Here is a 23,033-nt window from a genome sequence, read left to right on the forward strand (position 1 = left end):
GGGAGGCTCAAGACATGAAACTTTGCCGCAGGTTTTTCTTCGCCGCGCTCGCCGGATTTGTCCTTGCTCCGATCGGAGCAAACGCCGACGATGCAACGCCAAAACCGTCGCGTGCCAGCAAGAACCTGCCGGAATTGATTATCGGTTCGGCCGATTCCACCTATGCCGTCAATCAGAAGGACTTCGAGCTGATCGCCGGCCAAGGCTACCGCTGGAAGATTACCTCCAAAGGCGGTTTCGAATACAAGTTCGTGACCGACCTCTTCCGCAATGTCTGGATGGACCAGATCGTCATCAACGATTTGGAAGTGCATATGGATGGCGGGCCAGCCTGGCTGGAATTCGACGACGCGGGAACGATCCAGGTGCAGTTCCATACCGTTCGCCCGGGCGAATATACCTGGTCGGTTCCCGACCTCGCCGACAAGGGACTGAAGGGCAAGATTACGATCAAGTGAGACAAAAGGCGATCAGGGCGCAGATAGCCAACGCGTCCCGAAGGAGCGACCCGGCATGCAGCATATGAGGACAAGCGGACCGGGGGACGAGGTGGCGGCGCTCGATGTCGGCGCCGTCAGCCATTCCTATGGCCAGAAGCGGGCGCTCAACGACGTCTCCTTCTCGATCGCGCCGGCGACTTTCACCGTTCTGCTCGGCCTCAACGGGGCCGGCAAGACTACGCTGTTCTCACTGATAAGCCACCTCTACGACACGCGTCACGGATCGATCCGCATCTTCGGCCATGACATTCGCCGCGCGTCCGGCGAAGCACTCAGACGGGTCGGCATCGTGTTCCAGGCACGCACGCTCGACCTCGACCTCAGCGTCTACCAGAATCTCTCCTACCACGCCTCGCTGCATGGCATTGGCGGACGCGAAGCTCGCCAGCGCATTGCCGCGCTGCTTGAAACGGTCGACATGCAGGGCCGCCAGCATGACAAGGCACGCAGCCTCTCCGGCGGTCAGATGCGGCGCATCGAAATCGCCAGGGCGCTGCTTCACCGACCTCCCCTGCTCCTGCTTGACGAGGCGACCGTCGGCCTCGACATCGAGTCGCGCGCGGGCATCCTCGCCACCATCCGCAAGCTCGTCCAGGCAGAGGGCATCGGCGTGCTCTGGGCCACGCATCTGATCGACGAAGTCGAAGATGCCGACCATGTCGTCATACTGCGGCGGGGTGACCTGGTCGCGAGCGGCAAGGTGTCGGATGTGATCCGTGCGAACGGCGGAAATTCGCTTCGTGAAACCTTTTCGAAGCTCAGCCGCGTCGATGCGGCGGGCATGGCGGAGACGTCACCATGAGCGCTCCTGCGATGCCCGGAAAGGTCGCCGGCATCATGCCGGCGCGGTCTGAGCCATTCGGCCTGCGCCACTATCTCATTTGCCTGAAAGGCGTCGTCCTGCGCGAGTGCCTGCGCTTCCTGCACCAGCGCGAACGCTTCATTTCCTCGCTGGTCCGGCCGCTCGTCTGGCTGTTCATCTTCGCCGCCGGCTTTCGCCAGGTGCTCGGCGTGTCGATCATCCCGCCCTACAAGACCTATGTGCTCTACGAGGTCTATATCACACCGGGTCTTTGCGGCATGATCCTGCTGTTTTCCGGCATGCAGTCTTCGCTGTCGATGGTCTACGACCGGGAGATGGGCAACATGCGCATCCTGCTGGTCAGCCCGTTTCCGCGTTGGTTCCTGCTGGTGTCGAAGATGCTGGCCGGTGTGGCCGTATCGATCGTGCAGGTCTACGCGTTCTTGATCGTTGCCTGGTTGTGGGGCGTCAAAGCGCCGCCACTCGGCTATCTCTACGTGCTGCCGGCACTGTTCCTGTCGGGCATGATGCTTTGCGCGCTCGGCATGCTCTTGTCTTCGCTGATCAAGCAGCTCGAAAACTTCGCCGGCATCATGAACTTCGTCATCTTTCCCGGCTATTTCGCGTCTCCGGCGCTGTATCCCTTGTGGCGCATCCAGGAGGCGAGCCCCCTGCTCTACAAGATCTGCCTCTGTAACCCCTTCACCTATGCCGTCGAACTGATCCGCTTTGCCTTCTACGGGCAGATCGAATGGCTGTCGCTGGGCGTCGTCGCCGGCTGCACGCTGCTGTTTCTGGGCGGCGCCATCATCGCATACGACCCTTCGCGCGGTTTGGTGATCCGCAAACAGGACATGGGAGGAAACGCCTGATGGCGCGAATGAGGCTTGCTCACACTCTGGTTCTGGTCGCCATGCTTGCCTCGATGGGGAGCGCCGGCGCGGCAAACACTGATCCCGACTGGCCCTGCATGCAGCGTAAGGTGCCACAGCTCTCGCTTGGCCAAATCTGGAATGGGCCGGAGCTTCCTGCGACCGCGAAGGATTGGGCGAAGGATCCCGGCGTGTCGGCGCTTGTCGATGCGGTGGCGGCCCGGCGGACGCCGATTGCCGAAGCTCAGAAGGAGATCAAGGATTTCGCGATTTCCCTGCCGCCCGAGCAGGTCGCACCAAAAATGACGATGCTGGTGCAGGGAATGTTCGATCACATGGACGCCGAGCGTTCGCACGTGATCTCCGGCATCTCCCGCTATGCCCACAAACAGCTGGAAATGGCGGCACAGTTGCGCAAGGAAGCATCCGAAGTCGACGCGCTGCGCGCCAAGGCCGATGCAGATCCCGACGAAGTCGAACGGCGAACCGACCAGCTGAATTTCGCGACGCGAATTTTCAACGAACGCGTCCAGTCGCTGACTTATGTCTGCGATGTGCCGACGATAATCGAGCAGCGGCTTTACCAGTTGTCGAAGACTGTCTCGGAAACGCTCGTCGTGAAGAAATAGACCTTGGCCGCCTGTATCATAACTCCCTGCCAGGCAGCACGCGCCAGCGCTGCACGAAATAACCGGGATGCGTCTCGATCCACCTCGCCACCAGCGGCTGCGCCTGCATGAAGGCAGTCCCGGGATTCATCGCCAGACCGTCTACCATCTGTTCGCGTTGTTCGCAGGTCCGCGGTACATCCGTCAGGCAGACCATCATAACGAGTGTGTAAAGCATTACCCCTTTTCCCCATCGAATTCCCGAACCCTACCCGGGAGGTTTCCGAACAGTCTGCAGGGGTTGCACATACAGATCGCCTACGGGTGTGAAAGGACGCGGCCCCCGCTCTTTCGCACTGCAACATAACATATCGCTTATGTAACACCAACGATCGCGGGCGTTCTCCACCGGACTTTCAGCCGTTACGTTCGTGCAATGTCGTCCCGCCTGTCTGGATACAGCTTTCCGAAAAGGGGCAGGTACATCGCGCCCTTGCGCATCAGGAAATCGTTGAACGTAGCCATCGCCGGCGAGATTGCGTGATCGGTTCGCATCACCGAGAACCATTGCCGGCGGATCGGCATGCCGACAACGTCGAGGATGACAAGCCGGCCTGATTCGGTTTCCGCAGCGATGGTGTGGGCAGAGATGAAGGCGATGCCCAGACCAGCCATCACAGCCTGCTTGATCGTTTCGTTCGAGGCCATCTCGACACCGAGGTCGTCGATGCGTCCAGGCACGTCGCTCAGGAATATTTCCAACGAGATGCGGGTTCCAGAGCCGGGCTCACGAATAAGGAAATGCTCCTCCGCGATCCGCTCCTTGGAGATATCGCGCGCCGCCACCAACGGATGGTCGGGCGGCGCGATGATGACCAGCGGATGATCGCCGAAGACCGAAGCGCGCACCGGAACCTCTTTCGCCGGACGCCCCATCAGCGCGATATCGATGTCGTGGTTCCTGAGGTTGTCGATCGTCTGGGCACGATTGCCGATGGCAAGCCGCATATCGATGTCGGGATGATCCTTCATGAACGCAGCCATCAGCCGCGGCGCGAAATATTTGGCGGTGGAAACGACACCTAGCCTCAGGCTGCCGGTGCGTACGCCCTTGATGGCATCCATCTTGTCTTCGAGCAAACCGAGATGCTCCTCGATAGCCTGCGCCGTCTCGAAGAAAGCCAGACCTGCGGCAGTGGGACGCATGCCGTCTGATGTTCGGTCGAACAGAGCCAGCTGGAATTCTTCCTCCACTTGCCGCAGTTGGATTGTCAACGCTGGAGGAGACAGGCCTAACATCTTGGCCGCGCTGACAATTTTGCCGCACTTGATGATTGCCTGGACGGTCTTGAAATGCTTGAGCGAGAGGTTCCTCATGCCGCATAATAAATTATTTTTAATGAGTCGGTAAAGTTATTGAATTTTACTTATCTACCGACCTTTGTTTCCATTCCTCCAGTCCATCCGCTCCGAGGAGATGCGGCCGGACCGGGAGGTTACGATGCCAGCGGCAACGCTCGACGCTTTTCTGAACTCCTATCTCGGCCAGCCTGACGAATTCCGCTCGGCAGTTGTGACGACCGTCCGTCAGTTGACACAGGCCGCCATCAAGGTCCGCAACACCATCAACCAAGGGGTACTCGGCGCCGCCTTTGCCGAAACCCGTGGCGCCAATGCCGACGGCGACGTCCAGAAGGATCTCGACGTCTTCTCCGACGACATCTTCCTCGACGCCATGCGCCGCGCGCCGGTCGCGCTTTACGCCTCAGAGGAGCTGGAGCAGCCGGTCCTGCTCGACAGGCAAGCGCCACTCGCCATTGCGATCGACCCGCTCGACGGCTCTTCCAACATCGACACCAACGTGTCGATCGGAACGATCTTCTCGCTCCTGACCGCAACTGGCGCGCCGGACGCTGATCCGGCCGCCTCTTTCTTGCAGGCGGGCGTGAACCAGCTAGGCGCCGGTTTCTTCATCTATGGGCCGCAGCTGGCACTCGTCCTGTCGCTCGGCAGCGGCACGCATGTCTTCGTCTTCTCGACAAGGCTAGGCACCTTCGTCCAGGCCTATGAAAGCCGGATCATTCCGCAACGGACTCAGGAATTCGCCATCAACGCCGCCAACTACCGGCACTGGGACGAGGCGGTGCGGCTCTATGTCGACGACTGCCTGGAGGGCACCGAAGGTCCGCGCGAGAAGGATTTCAACATGCGGTGGATCGCCTCTCTGGTCGCCGACTGTTACCGCATATTGATGCGCGGCGGCGTTTTTCTCTACCCCGGCGATCGGCGCAAGGGCTATGGTCAGGGACGGCTGCGCCTCGTCTACGAGGCCAACCCGATGGCCTATCTCATAGAACAGGCTGGTGGTGCCGCCACCGACGCGATCACCCGCATCCTGGAAATCGAACCCGAGAGCCTGCATCAGCGCGTGCCGATGATCTTCGGGTCGGCGCGGGAAGTCGCGCGCATCACCCGCTACCACACGGAGCCGAGCAACATCGGTGAGCGTGCGCCGCTGTTCAGCCGCCGCGGCCTGTTCAGAGCCTGAGCAGCACCATGTCAGCCAAGCACCCCATCATCACCATCACCGGGTCGTCGGGCGCCGGCACGACCTCGGTCAAGCGCATCTTCGAGCTGATTTTCCGGCGCGAGAACATCGAGGCCGCTTTCATCGAGGGCGACGCATTCCACCGCTACGACCGCGCGGCGATGAAGGCAAAGGTGGCCGAGGAGGAAAAGGCCGGCAACCCGAACTTCACCCATTTCAATGCCGCGGCCAACGAACTCGGAATTCTCGAAGAGGTGTTCGCGGAATATGGCCGCCGGGGAACCGGCAAGACCCGCACCTACATTCATGATGAGGAAGAGGAAAAGCAGCACGGCACGCCACCGGGAACCTTTACCGAATGGCGCGAATTTGCTCCCAGCGACCTGCTCTTCTACGAGGGGCTGCACGGCTGTGTCGTCACCGACGCGATCAATTTGGCCAAGCATGCGGATCTCAAGATCGGCGTCGTGCCGGTCATCAATCTCGAATGGATCCAGAAGATCCATCGCGACCGTTCGACACGCGGCTATTCCACCGAGGCGGTGATGGACGTGATCCTGCGCCGGATGCCCGACTATGTCCGCTACATTGTCCCGCAATTCTCGCAGACCGCCATCAATTTCCAGCGCGTGCCGATCGTCGACACGTCCAACCCGTTCATCGCGCGCTGGATCCCGACGCCCGACGAATCGATGCTGGTTATCCGCTTCGCCAATCCGCGCGGCATCGATTTTCCGTATCTGCTGTCGATGATCCACGACTCGTTCATGTCGCGGCCAAATTCCATCGTGGTGCCAGGCAACAAGCTCGATCTTGCCATGCAGCTGATCCTGACGCCGCTCATCCTGCAATTGGTTGAACGCAAGAGCCGTGTGTCGTGAGGAGGATGCAATGACCAGCCAAACAGCACTGAAGCCCGTCACCACAACCGCTCCCGTCTCGGAGCGCGACATGGCGAACGCCATTCGCGCGCTGGCGATGGACAGCGTCCAAAAGGCGAATTCGGGTCACCCTGGCATGCCGATGGGCATGGCCGATGTCGCAACGGTGCTGTTCAACCGCTTCATCAATATCGATCCGTCGAGGCCGGATTGGCCCGACCGTGACCGTTTCGTGCTTTCAGCCGGCCACGGCTCGATGCTGCAATACGCGCTGCATCATTTGCTCGGCTATGAAGACATGCAGGTCGAGGAATTGCAGCGATTTCGGCAGTTGGGCAGCCGCACCGCCGGGCATCCGGAATACGGCCATGCGCTTGGCGTGGAGACCACCACCGGACCGCTCGGACAGGGCATTTCCACGGCGGTCGGCATGGCGCTGGCGGAACGCATGCTTGCCGCCCGCTACGGTGCCGATCTGGTCGATCATCATACCTATGTGATTGCGGGCGACGGCTGCCTTCAGGAGGGAATCAGTCACGAGGCGATAGACCTTGCTGGTCACCTGAAGCTTTCCCGCCTGATCGTCTTCTGGGACGATAATGCGATTTCCATTGACGGGCCGACCTCCCTCTCCACGTCGATGGACCAGCCGGCGCGCTTCAAGGCCGCCGGCTGGGATGTCCAAAGTGTCGCCGGGCACGACATGGAAGCAGTCGCCGCGGCAATCGAGGCGGCGCGGCGGTCGGATCGGCCATCGCTGATTGCCTGCCGCACAGTGATCGGCATGGGTGCCCCCAATCTCGGCGGTTCGGAGAAAACGCACGGCGCACCGCTGGGTGAAGCAGAGATCGCCGCGACACGCGAAAACATCGGCTGGGCCCACGCGCCGTTCGAGGTGCCGGATGATATCCTTTTCGCCTGGCGCGAGATTGCCGGTCGCGGCGAAGCGATGCGGCGCGCCTGGGAGCCGCGGCTCGCCGCCTCGCCGCGGCGCGAGGCTTTTGAAAACGCCGTCGCCGCCGAACTGCCCGACACGGTCTTCGACGCGCTCGAAGCCTTTCGTCGCGAACATGTCGAGAAGGCAACCAAGGTGGCGACGCGAAAAGCCTCCGAGATGGCGCTGGAGGTCATCAACGGCGCAACGGAATTGACCCTCGGCGGCTCGGCCGATCTGACGCACTCGAATCTGACTATCACCAAGGGCATGAACCGCATTGCGCCGAGTGACTATGCCGGCCGCTACATTCACTACGGCATTCGTGAGCACGGCATGGCGGCCGCCATGAACGGCATCGCGCTGCATGGAGGTTTCGTGCCCTATGGCGGTACGTTCCTGTGCTTCGCCGATTATGCGCGCGGCGCGATACGGCTCTCGGCGCTCATGGGACAGCGCGTCATCTATGTGATGACACACGATTCCATCGGCCTCGGCGAGGACGGCCCGACGCACCAGCCGGTCGAGCACCTTGCGATGCTGCGGGCCACGCCTAATCTCAACGTCTTCCGCCCGGCGGATGTCATCGAAACGGCGGAGTGCTGGGAACTCGCGCTAAAGAGCAAGGATCGGCCGAGCGTCCTGGTGCTGTCGCGCCAGAACCTGCCGATGCTGCGTCGGTCGCACAGCGACGAGAACCGCTCCTGCCAGGGCGCTTACATTCTGCGCGAGCCGCCAAAGCACCGCGCCGTCACCCTGATCGCCACCGGCTCGGAGGTCGAGATCGCGGTTGCTGCCGCCGAAAGGCTGGAGACCGAGCATGGCGTCGCCGCCGCCGTCGTGTCGATGCCGTGCTGGGAGCTTTTCGAGGAGCAGGAAAGCGCCACCCGCAAGGCCGTCCTCGGCTCGGCGCCGCGCGTCGGGGTCGAAGCGGCAGCCCGGCTGGGCTGGGACCGCTGGATCGGCGAGACCGGCGCTTTCGTCGGCATGACCGGCTTCGGCGCCAGCGCCCCTGCCCCCGACCTCTACCGGCATTTCAACATCACGTCCGAAGCGGTTGCTGCAGCGGCGCTGAAGCTCATCATCTAGGAGGATCCACAATGGCTCGCATCACCCTTCGCCAGCTTCTCGACCATGCCGCCGAGCACGGCTACGGCGTACCGGCGTTCAACATCAACAACATGGAACAAGGCCTCGCCATCATGGAGGCGGCCAAGGCCTGCGACGCGCCTGTCATCATCCAGGCCTCACGTGGCGCCCGGTCCTATGCCAACGACATCATGCTGGCCAAGATGATGGAGGCATTGACCGAAATCCACCCGGCCATCCCGCTATGCATCCATCAGGACCACGGCAACAGCGAGGCCACCTGCCTTTCCGCGATCCGCCATGGCTTCACCTCGGTGATGATGGACGGATCCTTGATGGCGGACGCCAAGACGCCGGCAAGCTACGACTACAACGTTGCCATAACCGAACGCGTCGCACGCATGGCGCATTGGGTCGGCGCTTCCGTCGAAGGCGAACTGGGCGTGCTCGGCTCGCTGGAAACCGGCCAAAGCGAGGCAGAGGATGGCCACGGCGCCGAGGGCGCGCTCTCCCACGACCAACTCTTGACCGATCCAGATCAGGCGGTCGATTTTGTGACTGCAACCCAGGTCGACGCGCTGGCGATTGCCTGCGGCACTTCGCACGGCGCCTACAAATTCACCCGCAAGCCGGACGGCGACATCCTGGCCATGCAGGTGATCGAGGCGATCCACGAGAAGCTGCCCAATACGCATCTGGTCATGCACGGCTCTTCCTCGGTGCCGCAGGAGCTGCAGGACATCATCAACAGATATGGCGGCGAGATGCCCCAGACTTTCGGCGTTCCGGTCGAGGAGATCGAGCGGGGCATCCGCTACGGCGTGCGCAAGGTCAACATCGACACCGATTGCCGCATGGCCATGGCCGGACAGTTCCGCCGCGTCGCGACGGAAAACCCGCGCGAGTTCGATCCCCGCAAATTCCTGAAACCCGCCATGGATGCCTTGCGCGACCTTTGCCGGGACCGCTTCGAGCGTTTCGGTACGGCGTCCAACGCCTCGAAGATCAAGGTCATCGCCATGGACGAGATGGCGAAACGTTACGCCGCGGGAAAACTCGATCCCCATATCGCAACCGCGAAAGCCGCCTGAGCAACAAACAGGAGACCTGTCATGAACAAGATCGACATACTGCCAGCGGGGACGCTCAAGGAAGGCAAGGAACGCTACAAGTCAGGGGTCATCCCCTACAAGAAGATGGGCTATTGGGAGCCTGACTACAGGCCCAAGGAAACCGATCTGATCGCCATGTTCCGGATCACGCCGCAACCCGGTGTCGACCACGAGGAGGCGGCGGCCGCCATCGCCGGTGAATCCTCCACCGCGACGTGGACCGTGGTGTGGACCGACCGGCTGACAGCTTGCGAGCTCTATCGCGCCAAGGCGTTCAGATCCGAGCCGGTGCCGAACACCGGTCCCGGAACCAAGACCGAGCAACAGTACTTCGCCTACATCGCCTACGACCTCGACCTGTTCGAGCCGGGCTCGATCGCCAACCTGACCGCATCGATCATCGGCAATGTGTTCGGCTTCAAGGCAGTCAAGGCGCTGCGGCTGGAAGACATGCGTATCCCGGTGGCGTATCTCAAAACTTTCCAGGGGCCGGCGACCGGCATCGTGGTGGAGCGTGAGCGGCTCGACAAATTCGGCCGGCCGCTGCTCGGCGCGACGACGAAGCCGAAGCTCGGCCTGTCGGGCCGCAATTACGGCCGCGTCGTTTACGAAGCGCTGAAGGGCGGCCTCGACTTCGTCAAGGACGACGAGAACATCAACTCGCAGCCCTTCATGCATTGGCGCGACCGCTTCCTCTACTGCATGGAGGCCGTGAACAAGGCGTCGGCTGCCACCGGCGAGGTCAAGGGCCATTATCTCAACGTCACCGCCGGCACGATGGAGGAGATGTACGAGCGCGCCGAATTCGCAAAACAGCTTGGTTCCTGCATCGTCATGATCGACCTCGTCATCGGCTACACGGCGATCCAGTCGATGGCCAAGTGGGCACGCCGCAACGACATGATCCTGCACCTGCACCGTGCCGGCAACTCGACCTATTCGCGCCAGAAGAACCACGGCATGAATTTCCGCGTCATCTGCAAATGGATGCGCATGGCCGGCGTCGACCACATCCATGCCGGCACGGTGGTCGGCAAGCTGGAAGGCGACCCGCTCATGATCAAGGGGTTTTATGACACGCTGCGCGAGGAGCGCACGCCGCAGAACCTCGAAACCGGGCTGTTCTTCGATCAGGACTGGGCCTCGCTCAACAAGGTGATGCCCGTCGCCTCGGGCGGCATCCATGCCGGCCAGATGCACCAGTTGATCCACTATCTCGGCGAGGACGTCATCCTTCAGTTCGGCGGCGGCACAATCGGCCATCCGGACGGCATCCAGGCAGGCGCGACGGCCAATCGCGTCGCCTTGGAAGCGATGATCCTGGCCCGCAACGAGGGGCGGGATTATTTGCGCGAAGGGACCAAGATCCTCGAACAGGCGGCCAGATGGTGCACGCCGCTGAAGGCTGCCCTGGAGACCTGGAAGGACGTCACCTTCAACTACGAATCGACCGACACGGCCGACTTCGTGCCAACCGCAACGCCCAGCTTCTAGACGAAAGGAACCATCGTCATGATGACCAATCCGGGAAACAAGGTCACGCAGGGACAGTTCTCGTTCCTGCCCGACCTGACCGATGAGCAGATTTCGGCGCAGATCAAATACGCGCTGAAGAACCATTGGGCGGTCAGCGTCGAGTACACGGACGATCCGCATCCGCGAAACACCTATTGGGAAATGTACGGCAACCCGATGTTCGACTTGAAAGATCCGGCGGGCATACTGCTCGAGGTCGACGCTTGCCGGAAAGCCTGTCCGAACATGTATGTGCGGATAACCGCCTTCGATTCGACCAAGGGCTGGGAAGCGCCGCGCATGTCGTTCATTGTCAACCGGCCTCCCAGCGAACCCGGGTTCCGGCTGCTGCGCCAGGAGCGCGACGGCCGCAGCCAGGGTTATTCGATCGTGCCTTATGCGACCGACAGGCCCGAAGGCGAGCGGAGCTAGCCGAACCATGCTGAATGCGATGACCAAGGACGCTGCCGCACAGGACGCGACGGTTGATCTGCAGGCCGAGTTCGAGGCGTCCAATATCGACGAGGTGATGGACAAGCTCGACCGGGAACTCGTTGGCCTGAAGCCGGTCAAGACCCGCATCCGCGAGATCGCCGCTCTCCTTCTGGTCGACCGGCTTCGCCGCAAGTTCGGGCTGACCTCGGGCGCCCCGACGCTGCACATGAATTTCACGGGAAATCCCGGCACCGGAAAGACCACCGTGGCGCTGAGGATGGCCGAAATCCTGCATCGTCTCGGCTATGTCCGCGAAGGCCACATGGTCGCCGTGACACGCGACGATCTCGTCGGCCAGTATGTGGGCCACACCGCGCCCAAGACCCGCGAGGTGATCAAGCGTGCCATGGGCGGCGTGCTTTTCATCGACGAGGCCTACTATCTCTACAAGCCCGAGAACGAGCGCGACTACGGCCAGGAATCGATCGAAATCCTGTTGCAGTGCATGGAGAACAATCGTGACGATCTGGTTGTGATCCTTGCCGGCTACAAGAACAAGATGGACCGCTTCTTCGACAGCAATCCCGGCATGCGTTCGCGCATCGCCCATCACCTCGATTTCCCCGACTATGGCGTCGGCGAACTGAAATCGATCGCCGAGATTATGCTCGCGGAGCAGAATTATCGCCTCAGCGAGGCGGCGTCCCAGGCGCTCGAAGAGTATCTTCCGATCCGCATGAGGCTGCCGCATTTCTCCAACGCGCGTTCGGTCCGCAATGGGCTCGATCGGGCGCGGCTGCGGCAGGCCAACCGGCTTTTCGCATCGCGCAGCAGGGTGTTGACCAAGGCCGATCTTATCACCATCGAGGAATCCGACATTCGCGGCAGCCGCGTGTTCGCGGAAGGCAAACTCGAAGGCGAACCGGAGACGAAGATGCGCTGACAGGATGAAACCGGCTGGCGCAGAGACCAACACCGCAGACAGGATTGGAGACGACAACCATGGTCACCAGGACAATCATCGCACCTTCCGTGCTTTCCGCGGATTTCTCGCGGCTCGGCGACGAGGTCGAAGCTGTCGTGCGGGCTGGTGCCGACTGGATCCATCTCGACGTGATGGACGGCCACTTCGTGCCCAACATCACCTTCGGTCCGCCGGTGATCAAGGCTATCCGCGACCGAACGGACAAAATCTTCGACTGCCATCTGATGATCGCGCCGGCCGACCCCTATCTGGCCGCCTTCGCCGACGCCGGTTGCGACATCATCACGGTGCATGCAGAGGCCGGGCCGCATCTCGATCGTTCCCTGCAGGCGATCAAAAACCTCGGCAAGAAGGCCGGCGTATCGCTGAATCCTTCGACGCCGGAGAGCGTCATCGAATATGTGCTCGACAGGCTCGATCTGGTGCTTCTGATGACGGTCAATCCAGGCTTCGGCGGCCAGGCTTTCATTTCCGCGGTCCTCGAGAAGATCAGGCGAATCAAGGCACTGGTTGGCCGCCGCCCGATTGACATCGAAATCGATGGCGGCGTCACGGCCGAAACCGCCCCGCTGGTCGCCGCGGCCGGCGCCAATGTGCTGGTCGCCGGGTCGGCCGTGTTCAAGGGGGCCACCGAGGCGGCCTATCGCGCCAACATTGGAACCATCCGACAGGCGGCCGACGGTGCGATCCGGAAAGCCGCGTAAACCATTCCATCGGAGGCAAGCATGGCGGCCGTCCCCCCTGTCTGCGATTTCGGCTGGCGCGCCATCGATGCCGTTTTGCCCGGCGTCGACGGCAGGTCGCATTCGATCTTCAGCCAGGCCGGCCCGAACGGCCTGGTCGTGGCCTTCATCTGCAATCACTGCCCTTATGTGAAGGCGGTGATTTCACGTATCGTGCGCGATGCCAACGACCTCAAGGCCGAAGGTATCGGCTTTGTCGCGATCAACTCGAACGATGCCGACACCTACCGGGAGGATTCCTTCGACCAAATGAAGCTCTTCGCCACGACAAACGGCTTCAGCTTCCCTTACCTGCACGACCAGCGCCAAACTGTAGCGCGCGATTACTCAGCCGTGTGCACTCCCGATTTCTTCGGGTTCAACAGCGAGTTGGGACTGCAATATCGCGGTCGGCTGGACGCCTCGCGACGAGAAGCCGGAGCGCCCGGGCTGAGACGCGATCTGTTCGAGGCGATGAAGCAGGTTGCCCGAACCGGCGACGGGCCGCTGGACCAGGTCGCCTCGATCGGCTGCTCGATCAAGTGGAAGGATGCCGCATGAACGTCGGCGCAGGCAGGCCGCTTCGATCGCCGAAGGCGATCCTGTTCGACCTCGACGGCACACTGGTCGACTCGGCACCGGACATAGCGGCCGCCGTCAACGAGTTGCTGGCCAGCCGCGATCTGCCCCCGCTGCGCCTGGATCGGGTCAAGGCCATGATCGGCGGCGGTGTCAGGAAATTGATCGAGCGAGCCTTCGCGGCGTCGGGAGCGCCACTGCTCGGCAACGCTCTCGATGAGGCAAACCGCGTCATGGCGCCTATCTACCGCCGGCATCTGACCGGCCTGACAAGGCTGATGCCTGGCGTCAGGGAGGCTCTTACCCACTTTCATTTGGGCGGAGTAAGCATGGGGGTGGCAACCAACAAACCGCAGTTGGCGACCCGCGAAATCCTGCTTCATTTCAGATTGACGGAATATTTCGGTGCGATCGTTGGCGGAGACGCGGTGACATACCTGAAACCGGCGCCAGATGCCCTGCTGCTGGCGTTGGCACAGCTTGGTGTCGACCCGGGTGACGCGCTGCTGGTCGGGGACAGTGGTGTTGACCTGGGTGCCGCACGCGCCGCCGGCATGCCCGTCATTCTGTTGCGCGGCGGCTACAGCCACATTCCGGTGGAAGAGCTTGGCGCCGACCTTGTTTGCGACAGCCTTTTCGATCTGCCTTCAGCAATGCAGAGGCTGCAAGCCGATGCGTGATCGAGGCGAACGCCGGCCGAACGCAAGTTCGAACGGCCGGCGGCGGCCTATTTCGAAAATTGCTTCAGATAGGCGATGACATTGGCGATGTCTTCGTCCTGTTTGAGGCCGGCAAACGTCATCTTTGTTCCTTTGACCATGGCCTTGGGATCGTGAAGGTAAGTCTTCAGCGTCTGTTCATCCCATTTGACGCCGGACTTGCCTGCCGCGACCATCGCCTGAGAATAGCTGAACCCCGGGTGCGTGCCGGCCGTTCGGCCGATGACGCCGTTCAACGACGGGCCGACCTTGTTCTTGTCCTGGTCGGCGACATGGCAGACCTTGCATTTGGCGAAGACCTTCTCACCCGCCGCCGCATCCTGTGCCTGGGATTGGCTCGCGATGAAGGGCACAACGGACATGACTGCGAAAAATGCGATTGCGCGCATGGCATTTCCTCATTGATCGTCTGGGTGCCCTGGACGATTTGCGCATGCCGATCCTTTGATCCGTCGGCATGCGCCTTACGCGGTGGAGTGGAAATTCCGCTTCTCCCGTGGAGCCGCGCCGCGTGACTCGGAAGCTAATTGGCATGTTGTGAAAGTCAATCGTACAAAGGTTTAGAGGCCTGGGTGCTCAAGAGACCCCTCCATTCGTCTTTGTTGACGGTGATCCGGCGAGCGCGTAGCTTGACCTCATTCCGGTTTCTCCATTGGCACCTCGGGAAATCCGGCAAGTGGCGATTTGTCCTGGCTCCTGGTTGGACTGGACTCGCCGAGATGGGCGTTTGGGAACGCGCAAGAGGTGCTGAATGGACATGGTCGATCTCATATTGACGGTTTGCCTCAGCGCCAATCCGAGCAATTGCCGAGACGAACATCTCTATTTCGAGAGCCGCGGCACTCTGTTCCAATGCATGATCCTTGCTCCCAGCGAAATCGCCAAATGGTCTCAAGAACACCCTACGCTCAAGGTCATGCGCTGGAAATGCGCATTTCCGAGCAAGGAACGAGCCATCTGATTTGGCAGCGCGGAACCCTGGGGAGGAGGTGTCATGATGGTTTCACGGCGCATGACGCTGCGTCTGGCGGTTCTCGGGACAGCCGCTGTTCTTGCTACCAGGCCGGCCGTTGCGGCAGCCAGGATTCGCCTCGGTGTGCTGAAGTTTGGAACCGTGAGTTGGGAACTCGATACGCTAAGGCAGCACAAATTCGATGCCGCGAACGGGATCGATCTGGAGATCATCGACTTTGCCGGCGAGGATGCAACCAATGTCGCGATGTTGGCTGGCGGGATCGACATGATCGTCTCCGACTGGCTGAGGGTCTCGCGCCAGCGCTCCGAAGGCGGCGACCTCACATTGACCCCCTATTCCACCGCCGTGGGGGCGATCATGGTGAAGGAGGGTTCGCCGATCCGGACGGTCGCCGATCTCAAGGACAAGAAGATCGGCGTCGCCGGCGGTCCGCTCGACAAGAGTTGGCTGCTTATACAAGCACTGACCAGGCGCGATCTCGGCGTCGACCTGTCGGCAACCAACGACATCGTCTTTGGCGCGCCGCCGCTGATTTCGGAAAAGGCGATACAGGGCGAACTCGATGCAGTGCTGAATTTCTGGCATTTTTGCGCCCGTCTCGAGGCCAATGGCTTCCGTCGATTGATCGGCGTGAATGACGCGGCAAAGACGCTCGGGGCTCTGGGACCCGTGTCGGCGCTCGGTTACGTCTTCCATGACCAATGGGCAAACGAGAACCCCGACGCCGTCAGGGGTTTCGTGAGGGCGTCCGCGCAAGCCAAGGACTTGCTGGCCAGATCCGATGACGAATGGCTGCGCCTGGCGCCGATCATTCGCGCGGAAGGCAAGGAACTGGAAAAACTGCGCGATCGCTACCGCCAGGGCATTCCCAGACGGTCGGTCGCCGAGGAAGCGGCCGACGCCGGCAGGCTATACCATGTGCTGGCGGCGATCGGCGGCGCGAAACTGGTCGGCAGCGCGCCGGAGATGGCGCCCGGCACGTTCTGGCAGGAACCCCGGAAATGACCGCATTGGAAACCGGCGGCACGCGTGATGCCCCGCCGAGCATGTCCGGCCGACGCAGCCTGGCGACGGCACTGGTGCCCGCGCTGACCGTATCGGTTTCCCTGCTCGGGCTTTGCCTGCTGTGGAACCTTGCGGCAAGCGTCTGGCCAAGCCGTGCCTTTCCAGGACCTGGGCAGGTCTGGCAGGTGCTTCTCAGGGAGGCTGCGAACGGCGACCTTTTTTACCATCTCGGCGTGACCCTCGGCAGGGTCGCCGCGGCATATATCGTCGCAATGATCATAGGATCCGTCATCGGCGTTTTGCTCGGCAGCTATCGTCGTGTCGACCGTTTTTTCAACCCGTGGGTTATCCTGTTCCTCAACATCCCGGCGCTGGTGGTCATCGTCCTCGGCTACATCTGGTTCGGCCTCAACGAGGCGGCTGCGATCGGCGCGGTGGCGGTGAACAAGATCCCGAATGTCGTGGTGACGATGCGTGAAGGCGCCAGGACGCTTGATCCAAGTTACGCCGAAATGGCCACCGTCTATCGCTTCGGCCGCCTTGATCGAATCCGCCATATCCTGCTGCCGCAATTGCAGCCCTATCTTGCCGCCGCGTCGCGATCCGGAATCGCCCTCATCTGGAAGATCGTCCTGGTCGTCGAACTGCTCGGCCGCTCGAACGGTGTCGGCTTCCAGATCCATCTCTATTTCCAGCTCTTCGACGTCGCCGCCATTCTTGCCTATACGCTGGCTTTCGTGGCGGTGATGCTTGTCATCGAACTTCTCCTGGTGCAGCCCGTTGAACGACATGCAACCCGTTGGCGCCGTCGTCCCGCTTAAGGTCGACATCGCCGAAAAGATCTTCAGATCCGCGCGAGGCGTCTCGATCACGGCGCTTCAGGATCTTTCCTTCGAGGTCCGGCAAGGCGAATTCGCCTGCTTGCTGGGACCATCGGGCTGCGGCAAAACCACGACGCTGCGTATCCTGCTCGGCTTGGACAAAGACTTTTCCGGCTCCTTCCAGTTGCCGCAAGGAGGTTCGAACCGCATCGCCGCCGTATTCCAGGAACCGACTCTGCTGCCGTGGCGAACGGTGGAGCAGAATGTCAGGCTGGCGTTGCCGAAAAGCTTGAGAGCAAAAAATCTCGACGGGCTGTTCGACACGCTCGGCCTCGCCGGCATGCGCTCGCTCTATCCTGCCGAACTGTCGCTCGGCCTTGCGCGCAGGGCAGCGCTTGCCAGGGCTTTCGCCACGGAGCCGGCGGTGCTTTTCCTGGACGAACCCTTTGTCTCGCTCGACGAACAGACCGCCGAGCGGCTTCGGCATCTGCTTTTGACCGTGTGGTCGGCACGGCCAACGACCGCCTTGATGGTGACGCACAATCTACGCGAGGCACTGATGCTGTCGGACCGCATCATCGTGCTCGCGCCGCGGCCAACCCATGTGCTCGGCGTGTTCGACGTACGGTTGCCACGGCAACAGCGCAATTCGCAGGTGATGAGCGACCTTCTGCGGTCGTTCCATCATAGATTTCCGGACGTCACCTGATCGCCTGCAGGCGAAATGCATATCGGAGGCCTTCATGTCGATCGATCGGCTAAGACGCAGGCTTGTGAGTGGCTTCGCCTGTACCGCCGCCAGCGCCGCCTTGCTGCCGTGCTGCCTCGGACGAGCCGTTCTGGCCGCAGGCGGCAGTTCTCGGTTCTCGCTCAGGCAAATCGCCGACGGCCTCTTCGCCTTCCAGGGGGCGGATGAATTGATGACCGCCGCCAACGACGGTGCGATCTGCAATCTGGGCGCCGTCGTCGGCACCGATGCTGTTGCCGTCATCGACAGCGGTGGCAGCCTGATCGAGGCGCAGGCCTTTCTCGCCGCGATCGGAAAGGTAACAGCAAAGCCGGTTCGCTTCCTGGTCAACACCCACATGCACCCCGACCACATCTTCGGCAATGCGGCATTCCGGGAAATCGGCGCGACCATCGTCGGTCACCGTAATCTGCCGCGCGCCCTCGACGCGCGTGGCGCGTTCTATCTGCACAACTATCGCGAACAGCTTGGCGAGGCGCTGATGGAGGGGGTCGAGATCGTCTCGCCGACCATGCTTGTCGACGATCACCTGCAACTCGACCTCGGCGGGCGCATGATCGAACTGCGGGCATGGAAGGCGGCGCACACCGACAACGACCTGACCGTATTCGATACCGTGACCAGAACGCTCTTTGCCGGCGATCTCGTGTTCATGGGCTCCTTGCCGACGCTCGACGGATCACTGCTTGGATGGCTCCGCCAGATGGATGCGCTCACCGCGATCGACGCCGCGCGCGTCGTTCCAGGTCATGGCCCTATAACGGCTGACTGGCCACAGGCGCTGGCGGGGGAACGACGCTATTTCGAGGTTCTGGCGCGCGATATCCGCAAGGCGATCGTCGACGGAACGCCGCTGCGCGAAGCAGTCAAAACCGCTGGCGAAAGCGAACGGGACAATTGGCATCTGTTCGACGACTACAACGAGCGCAACGCAACGGCCGCATTCGCCGAACTCGAATGGGAATAGACGACGCCGACATGCGCCAGACAGCTGTAAGGCACGGCGATTTGCCAAGGCGTCGCCAAAGGCTTATCCTCAACGCCAGCCTGGGCACCACCTCTCTTGCATTGGTGGAGGCATCGAAATGCAAAACCACGCTTACTCGGGCCGGCAGCTCGCCTTGCCGCTCGCATCCGTTTTCGCCGCGATCATCTTGACCATCGGCACGTTGCTCGGCTCCTCGGGAGCCGCCAACGCACAGCAAACAACCGCGTCCTCGGACAGGATCTGGCATGACTTGAAGGGCGACGTGTTCGGCGATCGGGCAATTCTGGTCGATACCGGCGTCGTCCGGATCGAAGCGCCGAAGCGGGCGCAGGATGCCGCCATCGTGCCCGTTGACATCTATCTCGATCCAGCCAAGGCGCCGGACGGCATCAAATCCGTTACCCTGATCATCGACGCCAACCCTGCACCGGTGGCGGCAACATTCCAGCTCGGCAAGGATGCCGGCGTGACGCATCTGTCGACGCGCGTGCGCGTCAACGACTATTCCTATCTGCGTGCGATCGCTGAGACGCAGGGCGGCCAACTCCATATGGCGCAGACCTTCGTCAAGGCATCAGGCGGATGCTCCGCCCCTGCGGTCAAGAACCAGGACGAGGCCAACGCGACGATGGGTCAGATGAAGCTGCGCCAGTTCCCGCCCAAAGAGACGATGACCAAGACTGAGGAACTGCAGTTGATGATCCGGCACCCTAACAATTCGGGGCTGCAGCGGGATCCGCTGACCCAGTATTTCATACCAGCGCATTTTGTCCAGAAACTGTCGATCTCCCAAGCCGGCCAGCCGATCCTCTCCATGGAAGGTGGAATATCGATTTCGGAAGACCCCAATTTCCGATTCGATTTCACCGTGCACGGCAACGGCGAAATCCAGGTTGAAGCGATCGATACGGATGGCAAAACGTTTCGCAATCAGTGGCCGCTGGAGACCGCGGGACTCTGAAGTATCGATATCTTGCGCCGGACTGCCGGGGGCTTGCCAGCTTGATCCCGAAAGTGGAGCTTGTTTCGGGAAGATACTGTCCAGACAAAGGATGGAACTCCATCCGGCTTCCGGATTGAGCAGGCTCTAAAAGCAGCGCACGTCGGCTTCCGACTGCGCGCGCTTCAATTCGGTACGGGCTGCCTTCGCCGGTGCGCTTTCGCGAAACAGCCCCGCGTTTTCCCCTGTAGTCAAAGACATGCTCTTGAAAGTCTCGGCTCTCTCATAGTGGTCGTAGGGAAGGATCGAGGCGATGACGTCGATCGAGCAGGAACAGCTTTCCAGCGCCTGACGTGTCTGGCCGTTCGTCTGCATGCAGCCGAGCACGTAATCGGCAATCGTTGCTGTCGGGTAATCTCCCGCGGCGCCCGCCGGGTTTGCGAAGGCCAGCGGCGCGGCAAGGAGCAGCGGCAAAGTCGAAAATCCAACATATCTGATCACGGGAAAACCTCCGGTTGGCCTGGGCGCAATGCGCCCAGTCGGATCACCGTGGCAGTTGGCAACGTGCCGAAGAGTCAGTCAAGCGCCCATGGCTTCCGTATACGACCAAAGGAGGAATGCGGTGCTGGTCGACCGTGGTTCCGCATGCCGGCCCCATGGCCCGCTCCATGCCCCAACTCCAACGATCATCTCATGCTTGGCTCACTATCGATTCCCAATGGGGCGCGTACATGGCCAGGCCGAGACATCGAATTGAATACCTCCAAATAAAATTCACACTTAGGCGAAATGTAAAACTCAAAAAATAATCAAATTTTATGCGGCCCGTCGTTATTTCTCGAGAATAAATACTTCGCCCAACAAATACTTCCCTACTTATTTCCTTATATTGCACCGCATCATTTACGATATTGCGGTGCAAAAAAACACCCGGGCTTTTTTGCTTGCCTAGCGTTTTGCGATGACATAGCCTCACCCTGTTTCCGGCTTCAAGGGCGTCACCGTCATTAGGGAGCGGCGACAGTCTTTCGTAGGCCAAGGTGAGGTGGGCAGTAACGGTGCCCTCTGCACATCTGGCTTAGGTCGTGACACGCTGCCGGAAATATTTCCCCCCCGTGAATCGCTTGGGCAAGCCCTTGTGGGCTCAGCAAATGATTCATCACTATGAACCTCGGGAGGAATTCGGATGCGTGTACTTACGAAAGCTACCTATATTCTAACCACTGCGGCGTTTCTGTCGCTCGGCGCGGCCTTTACGGCGTCGGCTAACGAGGACCTTGCAAAGCTGGCTTCGGATTCGAAGAACTGGGCAATGCAGACGGGTGACTACGCCAACACCCGCTATTCCAAACTCAACCAGATTACTGCGGACAATGTGAAGAACCTGCAGGTCAAGTGGACCTTTTCCACCGGCGTGCTACGAGGCCACGAGGGTGGACCGCTTATCATCGGCGATGTGATGTATGTTCACACGCCTTTCCCGAACAATGTCTTTGCGCTCGATCTCAAGAATGACGGGAAGATCCTCTGGAAATATGAACCCAAGCAGGATCCCAACGTCATTCCGATCATGTGTTGCGATACGGTCAATCGCGGCGTTGCCTATGGTGACGGCAAGATCATTCTCAATCAGGCCGACACCACGGTCGTCGCTCTCGACGCGAAGACCGGCAAGGTCGTCTGGTCGGTCAAGAACGGCGACCAAACCGATGGCGGCAAAGGCGAATCCGGTACGGCTGCCCCCGTCGTCGTCAAGGACAAGGTGCTCATCGGCGTATCCGGCGCCGAATTCGGCGTTCGCGGCTGGCTGGCCGCCTACAATCTGAAAGATGGCAAACTCGCCTGGAAAGCCTATTCGGAAGGTCCGGACGCAGACACCCTGCTCGATCCCGAGAAGACCACGCATCTCGGCAAGCCGGTGGGCAAGGATTCCGGCACCAACACCTGGGAAGGCGAGCAGTGGAAGACCGGCGGCGGCACGACATGGGGATGGTATTCCTATGATCCCAAGCTGAACCTGGTCTACTATGGCACCGGCAATCCCTCGACGTGGAACCCGGTACAACGCCCCGGCGACAATCGCTGGTCGATGACGATCATGGCCCGCGATGCGGATACGGGTGTTGCCAAATGGCTCTACCAGATGACCCCGCATGACGAATGGGACTATGACGGCATCAACGAGATGATCCTCGTCGATGGCATGGAGGTCAACGGCGCCAAGCACGACGTGCTGGTGCATTTTGATCGCAATGGTTTTGCCTACACCATGGATCGCGCCACCGGCGACCTTCTCGTCGCCAAGAAATACGATCCGGCCGTGAACTGGGCGACGGAAGTCGTCATGGACCCCAAGAGCGAACAATATGGTCGCCCGCAGGTCGTGGCGAAATATTCGACCCAGCAGAACGGCGAAGACACCAACTCGACGGGCATCTGCCCGGCGGCGCTTGGAACGAAGGACCAGCAGCCGGCGGCCTATTCGCCGAAGACCGGGCTGTTTTATGTCCCGACCAACCATGTCTGCATGGACTATGAGCCTTACAAGGTGAGCTACACCGCCGGTCAGCCTTATGTTGGCGCCACCGTGTCGATGTATCCCGCACCTGGCGGCGACGGCAGCATGGGCAACTTCATTGCCTGGGACGCGGCCAAGGGCGAGATCGTCTGGTCGAAGCCCGAGCAGTTCTCGGTGTGGTCGGGCGCATTGGCGACAGATGGCGACGTCGTCTTCTACGGTACACTCGAAGGCTACATCAAGGCGGTCGATAAGGACGGCAAGGAACTCTACAAGTTCAAGACCCCGTCCGGCATCATCGGCAACATCACGACCTACGAGCAGGGCGGCAAACAGTACATCGCCGTTCTGTCCGGCGTCGGTGGCTGGGCAGGTATCGGCCTGGCAGGCGGCCTGCTTTCGCCTGATAACGCCGCTGCCTGGCATGGCGCCGTCGATCAGGGCCGTGCCCAAGGCGACGAGGCCGCGGTCGTTGGCACCGCTGGTCTTGGTGCCGTCGGCGGCTACGCGGCACTTGCCGACTACACGACGCTGGGCGGTCAGCTCACTGTCTTCGGTCTCCCGGATTGATGCGCTGGGAACCTTGAGCCCGCCTCGGGTCTTGTGAGACCAAAGGCTTGAAGAACGAGAGCCCGGATCATCCGGAAGCCATGGCCGGGCTCTCGATTCGGTTACGCACCCAAAAACCGATCAATGCCGGTCGCGACAGCAAAACCGTGTCCAGTGGCAAATGAAG

General features: G+C 61.1%; 25 protein-coding genes. 21 read left to right on the plus strand and 4 right to left on the minus strand.

What is annotated here, in order from left to right:
- Positions 1-14: 14 nt before the first annotated feature.
- Genes EOA16_RS19275 through EOA16_RS19290 form a run of 4 tightly spaced genes read left to right on the plus strand, consistent with a single transcriptional unit; the run spans position 15 to position 2,803 of the window.
- Positions 15-458, plus strand: coding sequence for a hypothetical protein (locus EOA16_RS19275; protein ID WP_127259695.1), 444 nt, complete (start codon positions 15-17; stop codon positions 456-458).
- Between the two features lie 55 nt (positions 459-513).
- Positions 514-1,302 (plus strand): ATP-binding cassette domain-containing protein, encoded by a 789-nt coding sequence (locus EOA16_RS19280; protein ID WP_127259696.1) that lies wholly within the window; start codon positions 514-516, stop codon positions 1,300-1,302.
- Positions 1,303-1,337: 35 nt separating this feature from the next.
- Positions 1,338-2,174 carry an ABC transporter permease gene (locus EOA16_RS19285; RefSeq protein WP_164754327.1) on the plus strand — a complete coding sequence of 279 codons (837 nt, stop codon included), beginning with the start codon at positions 1,338-1,340 and terminating at the stop codon, positions 2,172-2,174.
- Entirely contained in the window at positions 2,174-2,803 is a 630-nt protein-coding gene (locus tag EOA16_RS19290) for a hypothetical protein (RefSeq protein ID WP_127259698.1), read from the plus strand. Before EOA16_RS19285 ends, EOA16_RS19290 begins: the two co-directional genes overlap by 1 nt.
- Positions 2,804-2,819: 16 nt before the next feature.
- Here the strand turns inward: EOA16_RS19290 and EOA16_RS19295 are convergent, their stop codons facing one another.
- Together EOA16_RS19295 and EOA16_RS19300 are read right to left on the minus strand one after the other, a co-directional pair.
- A complete protein-coding gene (locus EOA16_RS19295; protein ID WP_127259699.1) occupies positions 2,820-3,020 on the minus strand; it encodes a hypothetical protein in 201 nt (66 codons plus the stop codon).
- Between the two features lie 185 nt (positions 3,021-3,205).
- On the minus strand, positions 3,206-4,159 hold the full coding sequence (locus EOA16_RS19300; protein ID WP_127259700.1) for a LysR family transcriptional regulator: 954 nt from the start codon (positions 4,157-4,159) through the stop codon (positions 3,206-3,208).
- A 124-nt stretch (positions 4,160-4,283) separates the two neighbouring features.
- Here EOA16_RS19300 and EOA16_RS19305 point away from each other — a divergent pair, with 124 nt between their 5' ends.
- Genes EOA16_RS19305 through gph form a run of 10 tightly spaced genes read left to right on the plus strand, consistent with a single transcriptional unit; the run spans position 4,284 to position 14,262 of the window.
- Entirely contained in the window at positions 4,284-5,330 is a 1,047-nt protein-coding gene (locus EOA16_RS19305) for a class 1 fructose-bisphosphatase (protein WP_127259701.1), read from the plus strand.
- A gap of 8 nt (positions 5,331-5,338) precedes the next feature.
- Positions 5,339-6,211, plus strand: coding sequence for a phosphoribulokinase (locus EOA16_RS19310; RefSeq protein WP_127259702.1), 873 nt, complete (start codon positions 5,339-5,341; stop codon positions 6,209-6,211).
- 10 nt (positions 6,212-6,221) lie between these two features.
- Positions 6,222-8,234 (plus strand): transketolase, encoded by a 2,013-nt coding sequence (tkt, locus tag EOA16_RS19315; protein ID WP_127259703.1) that lies wholly within the window; start codon positions 6,222-6,224, stop codon positions 8,232-8,234.
- Positions 8,235-8,245: 11 nt separating this feature from the next.
- Entirely contained in the window at positions 8,246-9,325 is a 1,080-nt protein-coding gene (gene fba, locus EOA16_RS19320) for a class II fructose-bisphosphate aldolase (protein WP_127259704.1), read from the plus strand.
- Between the two features lie 21 nt (positions 9,326-9,346).
- On the plus strand, positions 9,347-10,840 hold the full coding sequence (locus EOA16_RS19325) for a ribulose-bisphosphate carboxylase large subunit (RefSeq protein ID WP_127259705.1): 1,494 nt from the start codon (positions 9,347-9,349) through the stop codon (positions 10,838-10,840).
- Positions 10,841-10,858: 18 nt separating this feature from the next.
- Positions 10,859-11,293 carry a ribulose bisphosphate carboxylase small subunit gene (locus EOA16_RS19330; protein ID WP_127259706.1) on the plus strand — a complete coding sequence of 145 codons (435 nt, stop codon included), beginning with the start codon at positions 10,859-10,861 and terminating at the stop codon, positions 11,291-11,293.
- Between the two features lie 7 nt (positions 11,294-11,300).
- A complete protein-coding gene (cbbX, locus tag EOA16_RS19335; protein WP_127259707.1) occupies positions 11,301-12,239 on the plus strand; it encodes a CbbX protein in 939 nt (312 codons plus the stop codon).
- 59 nt (positions 12,240-12,298) lie between these two features.
- Positions 12,299-12,985 (plus strand): ribulose-phosphate 3-epimerase, encoded by a 687-nt coding sequence (rpe, locus tag EOA16_RS19340; RefSeq protein ID WP_127259708.1) that lies wholly within the window; start codon positions 12,299-12,301, stop codon positions 12,983-12,985.
- 21 nt (positions 12,986-13,006) lie between these two features.
- Positions 13,007-13,564 carry a thioredoxin family protein gene (locus tag EOA16_RS19345; RefSeq protein ID WP_127259709.1) on the plus strand — a complete coding sequence of 186 codons (558 nt, stop codon included), beginning with the start codon at positions 13,007-13,009 and terminating at the stop codon, positions 13,562-13,564.
- The gene (gene gph / locus EOA16_RS19350) at positions 13,561-14,262 is read left to right on the plus strand and encodes a phosphoglycolate phosphatase (RefSeq protein ID WP_127259710.1); all 702 of its coding nucleotides are present in this window, start codon (positions 13,561-13,563) and stop codon (positions 14,260-14,262) included. The genes EOA16_RS19345 and gph overlap by 4 nt, the downstream gene beginning before the upstream one ends.
- A 47-nt stretch (positions 14,263-14,309) precedes the next feature.
- Here the strand turns inward: gph and EOA16_RS19355 are convergent, their stop codons facing one another.
- On the minus strand, positions 14,310-14,690 hold the full coding sequence (locus tag EOA16_RS19355) for a cytochrome c family protein (protein WP_127259711.1): 381 nt from the start codon (positions 14,688-14,690) through the stop codon (positions 14,310-14,312).
- A gap of 362 nt (positions 14,691-15,052) precedes the next feature.
- Between EOA16_RS19355 and EOA16_RS19360 the strand changes: the two genes are divergently transcribed.
- The 6 genes from EOA16_RS19360 (at position 15,053) to EOA16_RS19385 (ending at position 19,800) form a co-directional block, all read left to right on the plus strand.
- Positions 15,053-15,262 carry a hypothetical protein gene (locus EOA16_RS19360; RefSeq protein ID WP_027036925.1) on the plus strand — a complete coding sequence of 70 codons (210 nt, stop codon included), beginning with the start codon at positions 15,053-15,055 and terminating at the stop codon, positions 15,260-15,262.
- A gap of 33 nt (positions 15,263-15,295) precedes the next feature.
- Entirely contained in the window at positions 15,296-16,282 is a 987-nt protein-coding gene (locus EOA16_RS19365; protein ID WP_127259712.1) for an ABC transporter substrate-binding protein, read from the plus strand.
- Positions 16,279-17,103, plus strand: coding sequence for an ABC transporter permease (locus tag EOA16_RS19370; protein WP_127259713.1), 825 nt, complete (start codon positions 16,279-16,281; stop codon positions 17,101-17,103). Before EOA16_RS19365 ends, EOA16_RS19370 begins: the two co-directional genes overlap by 4 nt.
- Positions 17,072-17,812, plus strand: a complete 741-nt coding sequence (locus tag EOA16_RS19375; RefSeq protein WP_127259749.1) for an ATP-binding cassette domain-containing protein — start codon at positions 17,072-17,074, stop codon at positions 17,810-17,812. The genes EOA16_RS19370 and EOA16_RS19375 overlap by 32 nt, the downstream gene beginning before the upstream one ends.
- Before the next feature lie 34 nt (positions 17,813-17,846).
- Positions 17,847-18,818 carry a quinoprotein relay system zinc metallohydrolase 2 gene (locus tag EOA16_RS19380; RefSeq protein ID WP_127259714.1) on the plus strand — a complete coding sequence of 324 codons (972 nt, stop codon included), beginning with the start codon at positions 17,847-17,849 and terminating at the stop codon, positions 18,816-18,818.
- Positions 18,819-18,936: 118 nt separating this feature from the next.
- Positions 18,937-19,800, plus strand: coding sequence for a quinoprotein dehydrogenase-associated SoxYZ-like carrier (locus EOA16_RS19385; RefSeq protein WP_127259715.1), 864 nt, complete (start codon positions 18,937-18,939; stop codon positions 19,798-19,800).
- A 126-nt stretch (positions 19,801-19,926) separates the two neighbouring features.
- Here EOA16_RS19385 and EOA16_RS19390 read toward each other — a convergent pair whose 3' ends face one another.
- Positions 19,927-20,253, minus strand: a complete 327-nt coding sequence (locus EOA16_RS19390; RefSeq protein WP_224695691.1) for a hypothetical protein — start codon at positions 20,251-20,253, stop codon at positions 19,927-19,929.
- Positions 20,254-20,965: 712 nt separating this feature from the next.
- Here EOA16_RS19390 and EOA16_RS19395 point away from each other — a divergent pair.
- The gene (locus tag EOA16_RS19395; RefSeq protein WP_127259716.1) at positions 20,966-22,867 is read left to right on the plus strand and encodes a methanol/ethanol family PQQ-dependent dehydrogenase; all 1,902 of its coding nucleotides are present in this window, start codon (positions 20,966-20,968) and stop codon (positions 22,865-22,867) included.
- Positions 22,868-23,033 lie beyond the last annotated feature (166 nt).

The organism is Mesorhizobium sp. M7A.F.Ca.US.008.03.1.1, from assembly GCF_003997495.1.
Taxonomy (GTDB): domain Bacteria; phylum Pseudomonadota; class Alphaproteobacteria; order Rhizobiales; family Rhizobiaceae; genus Mesorhizobium.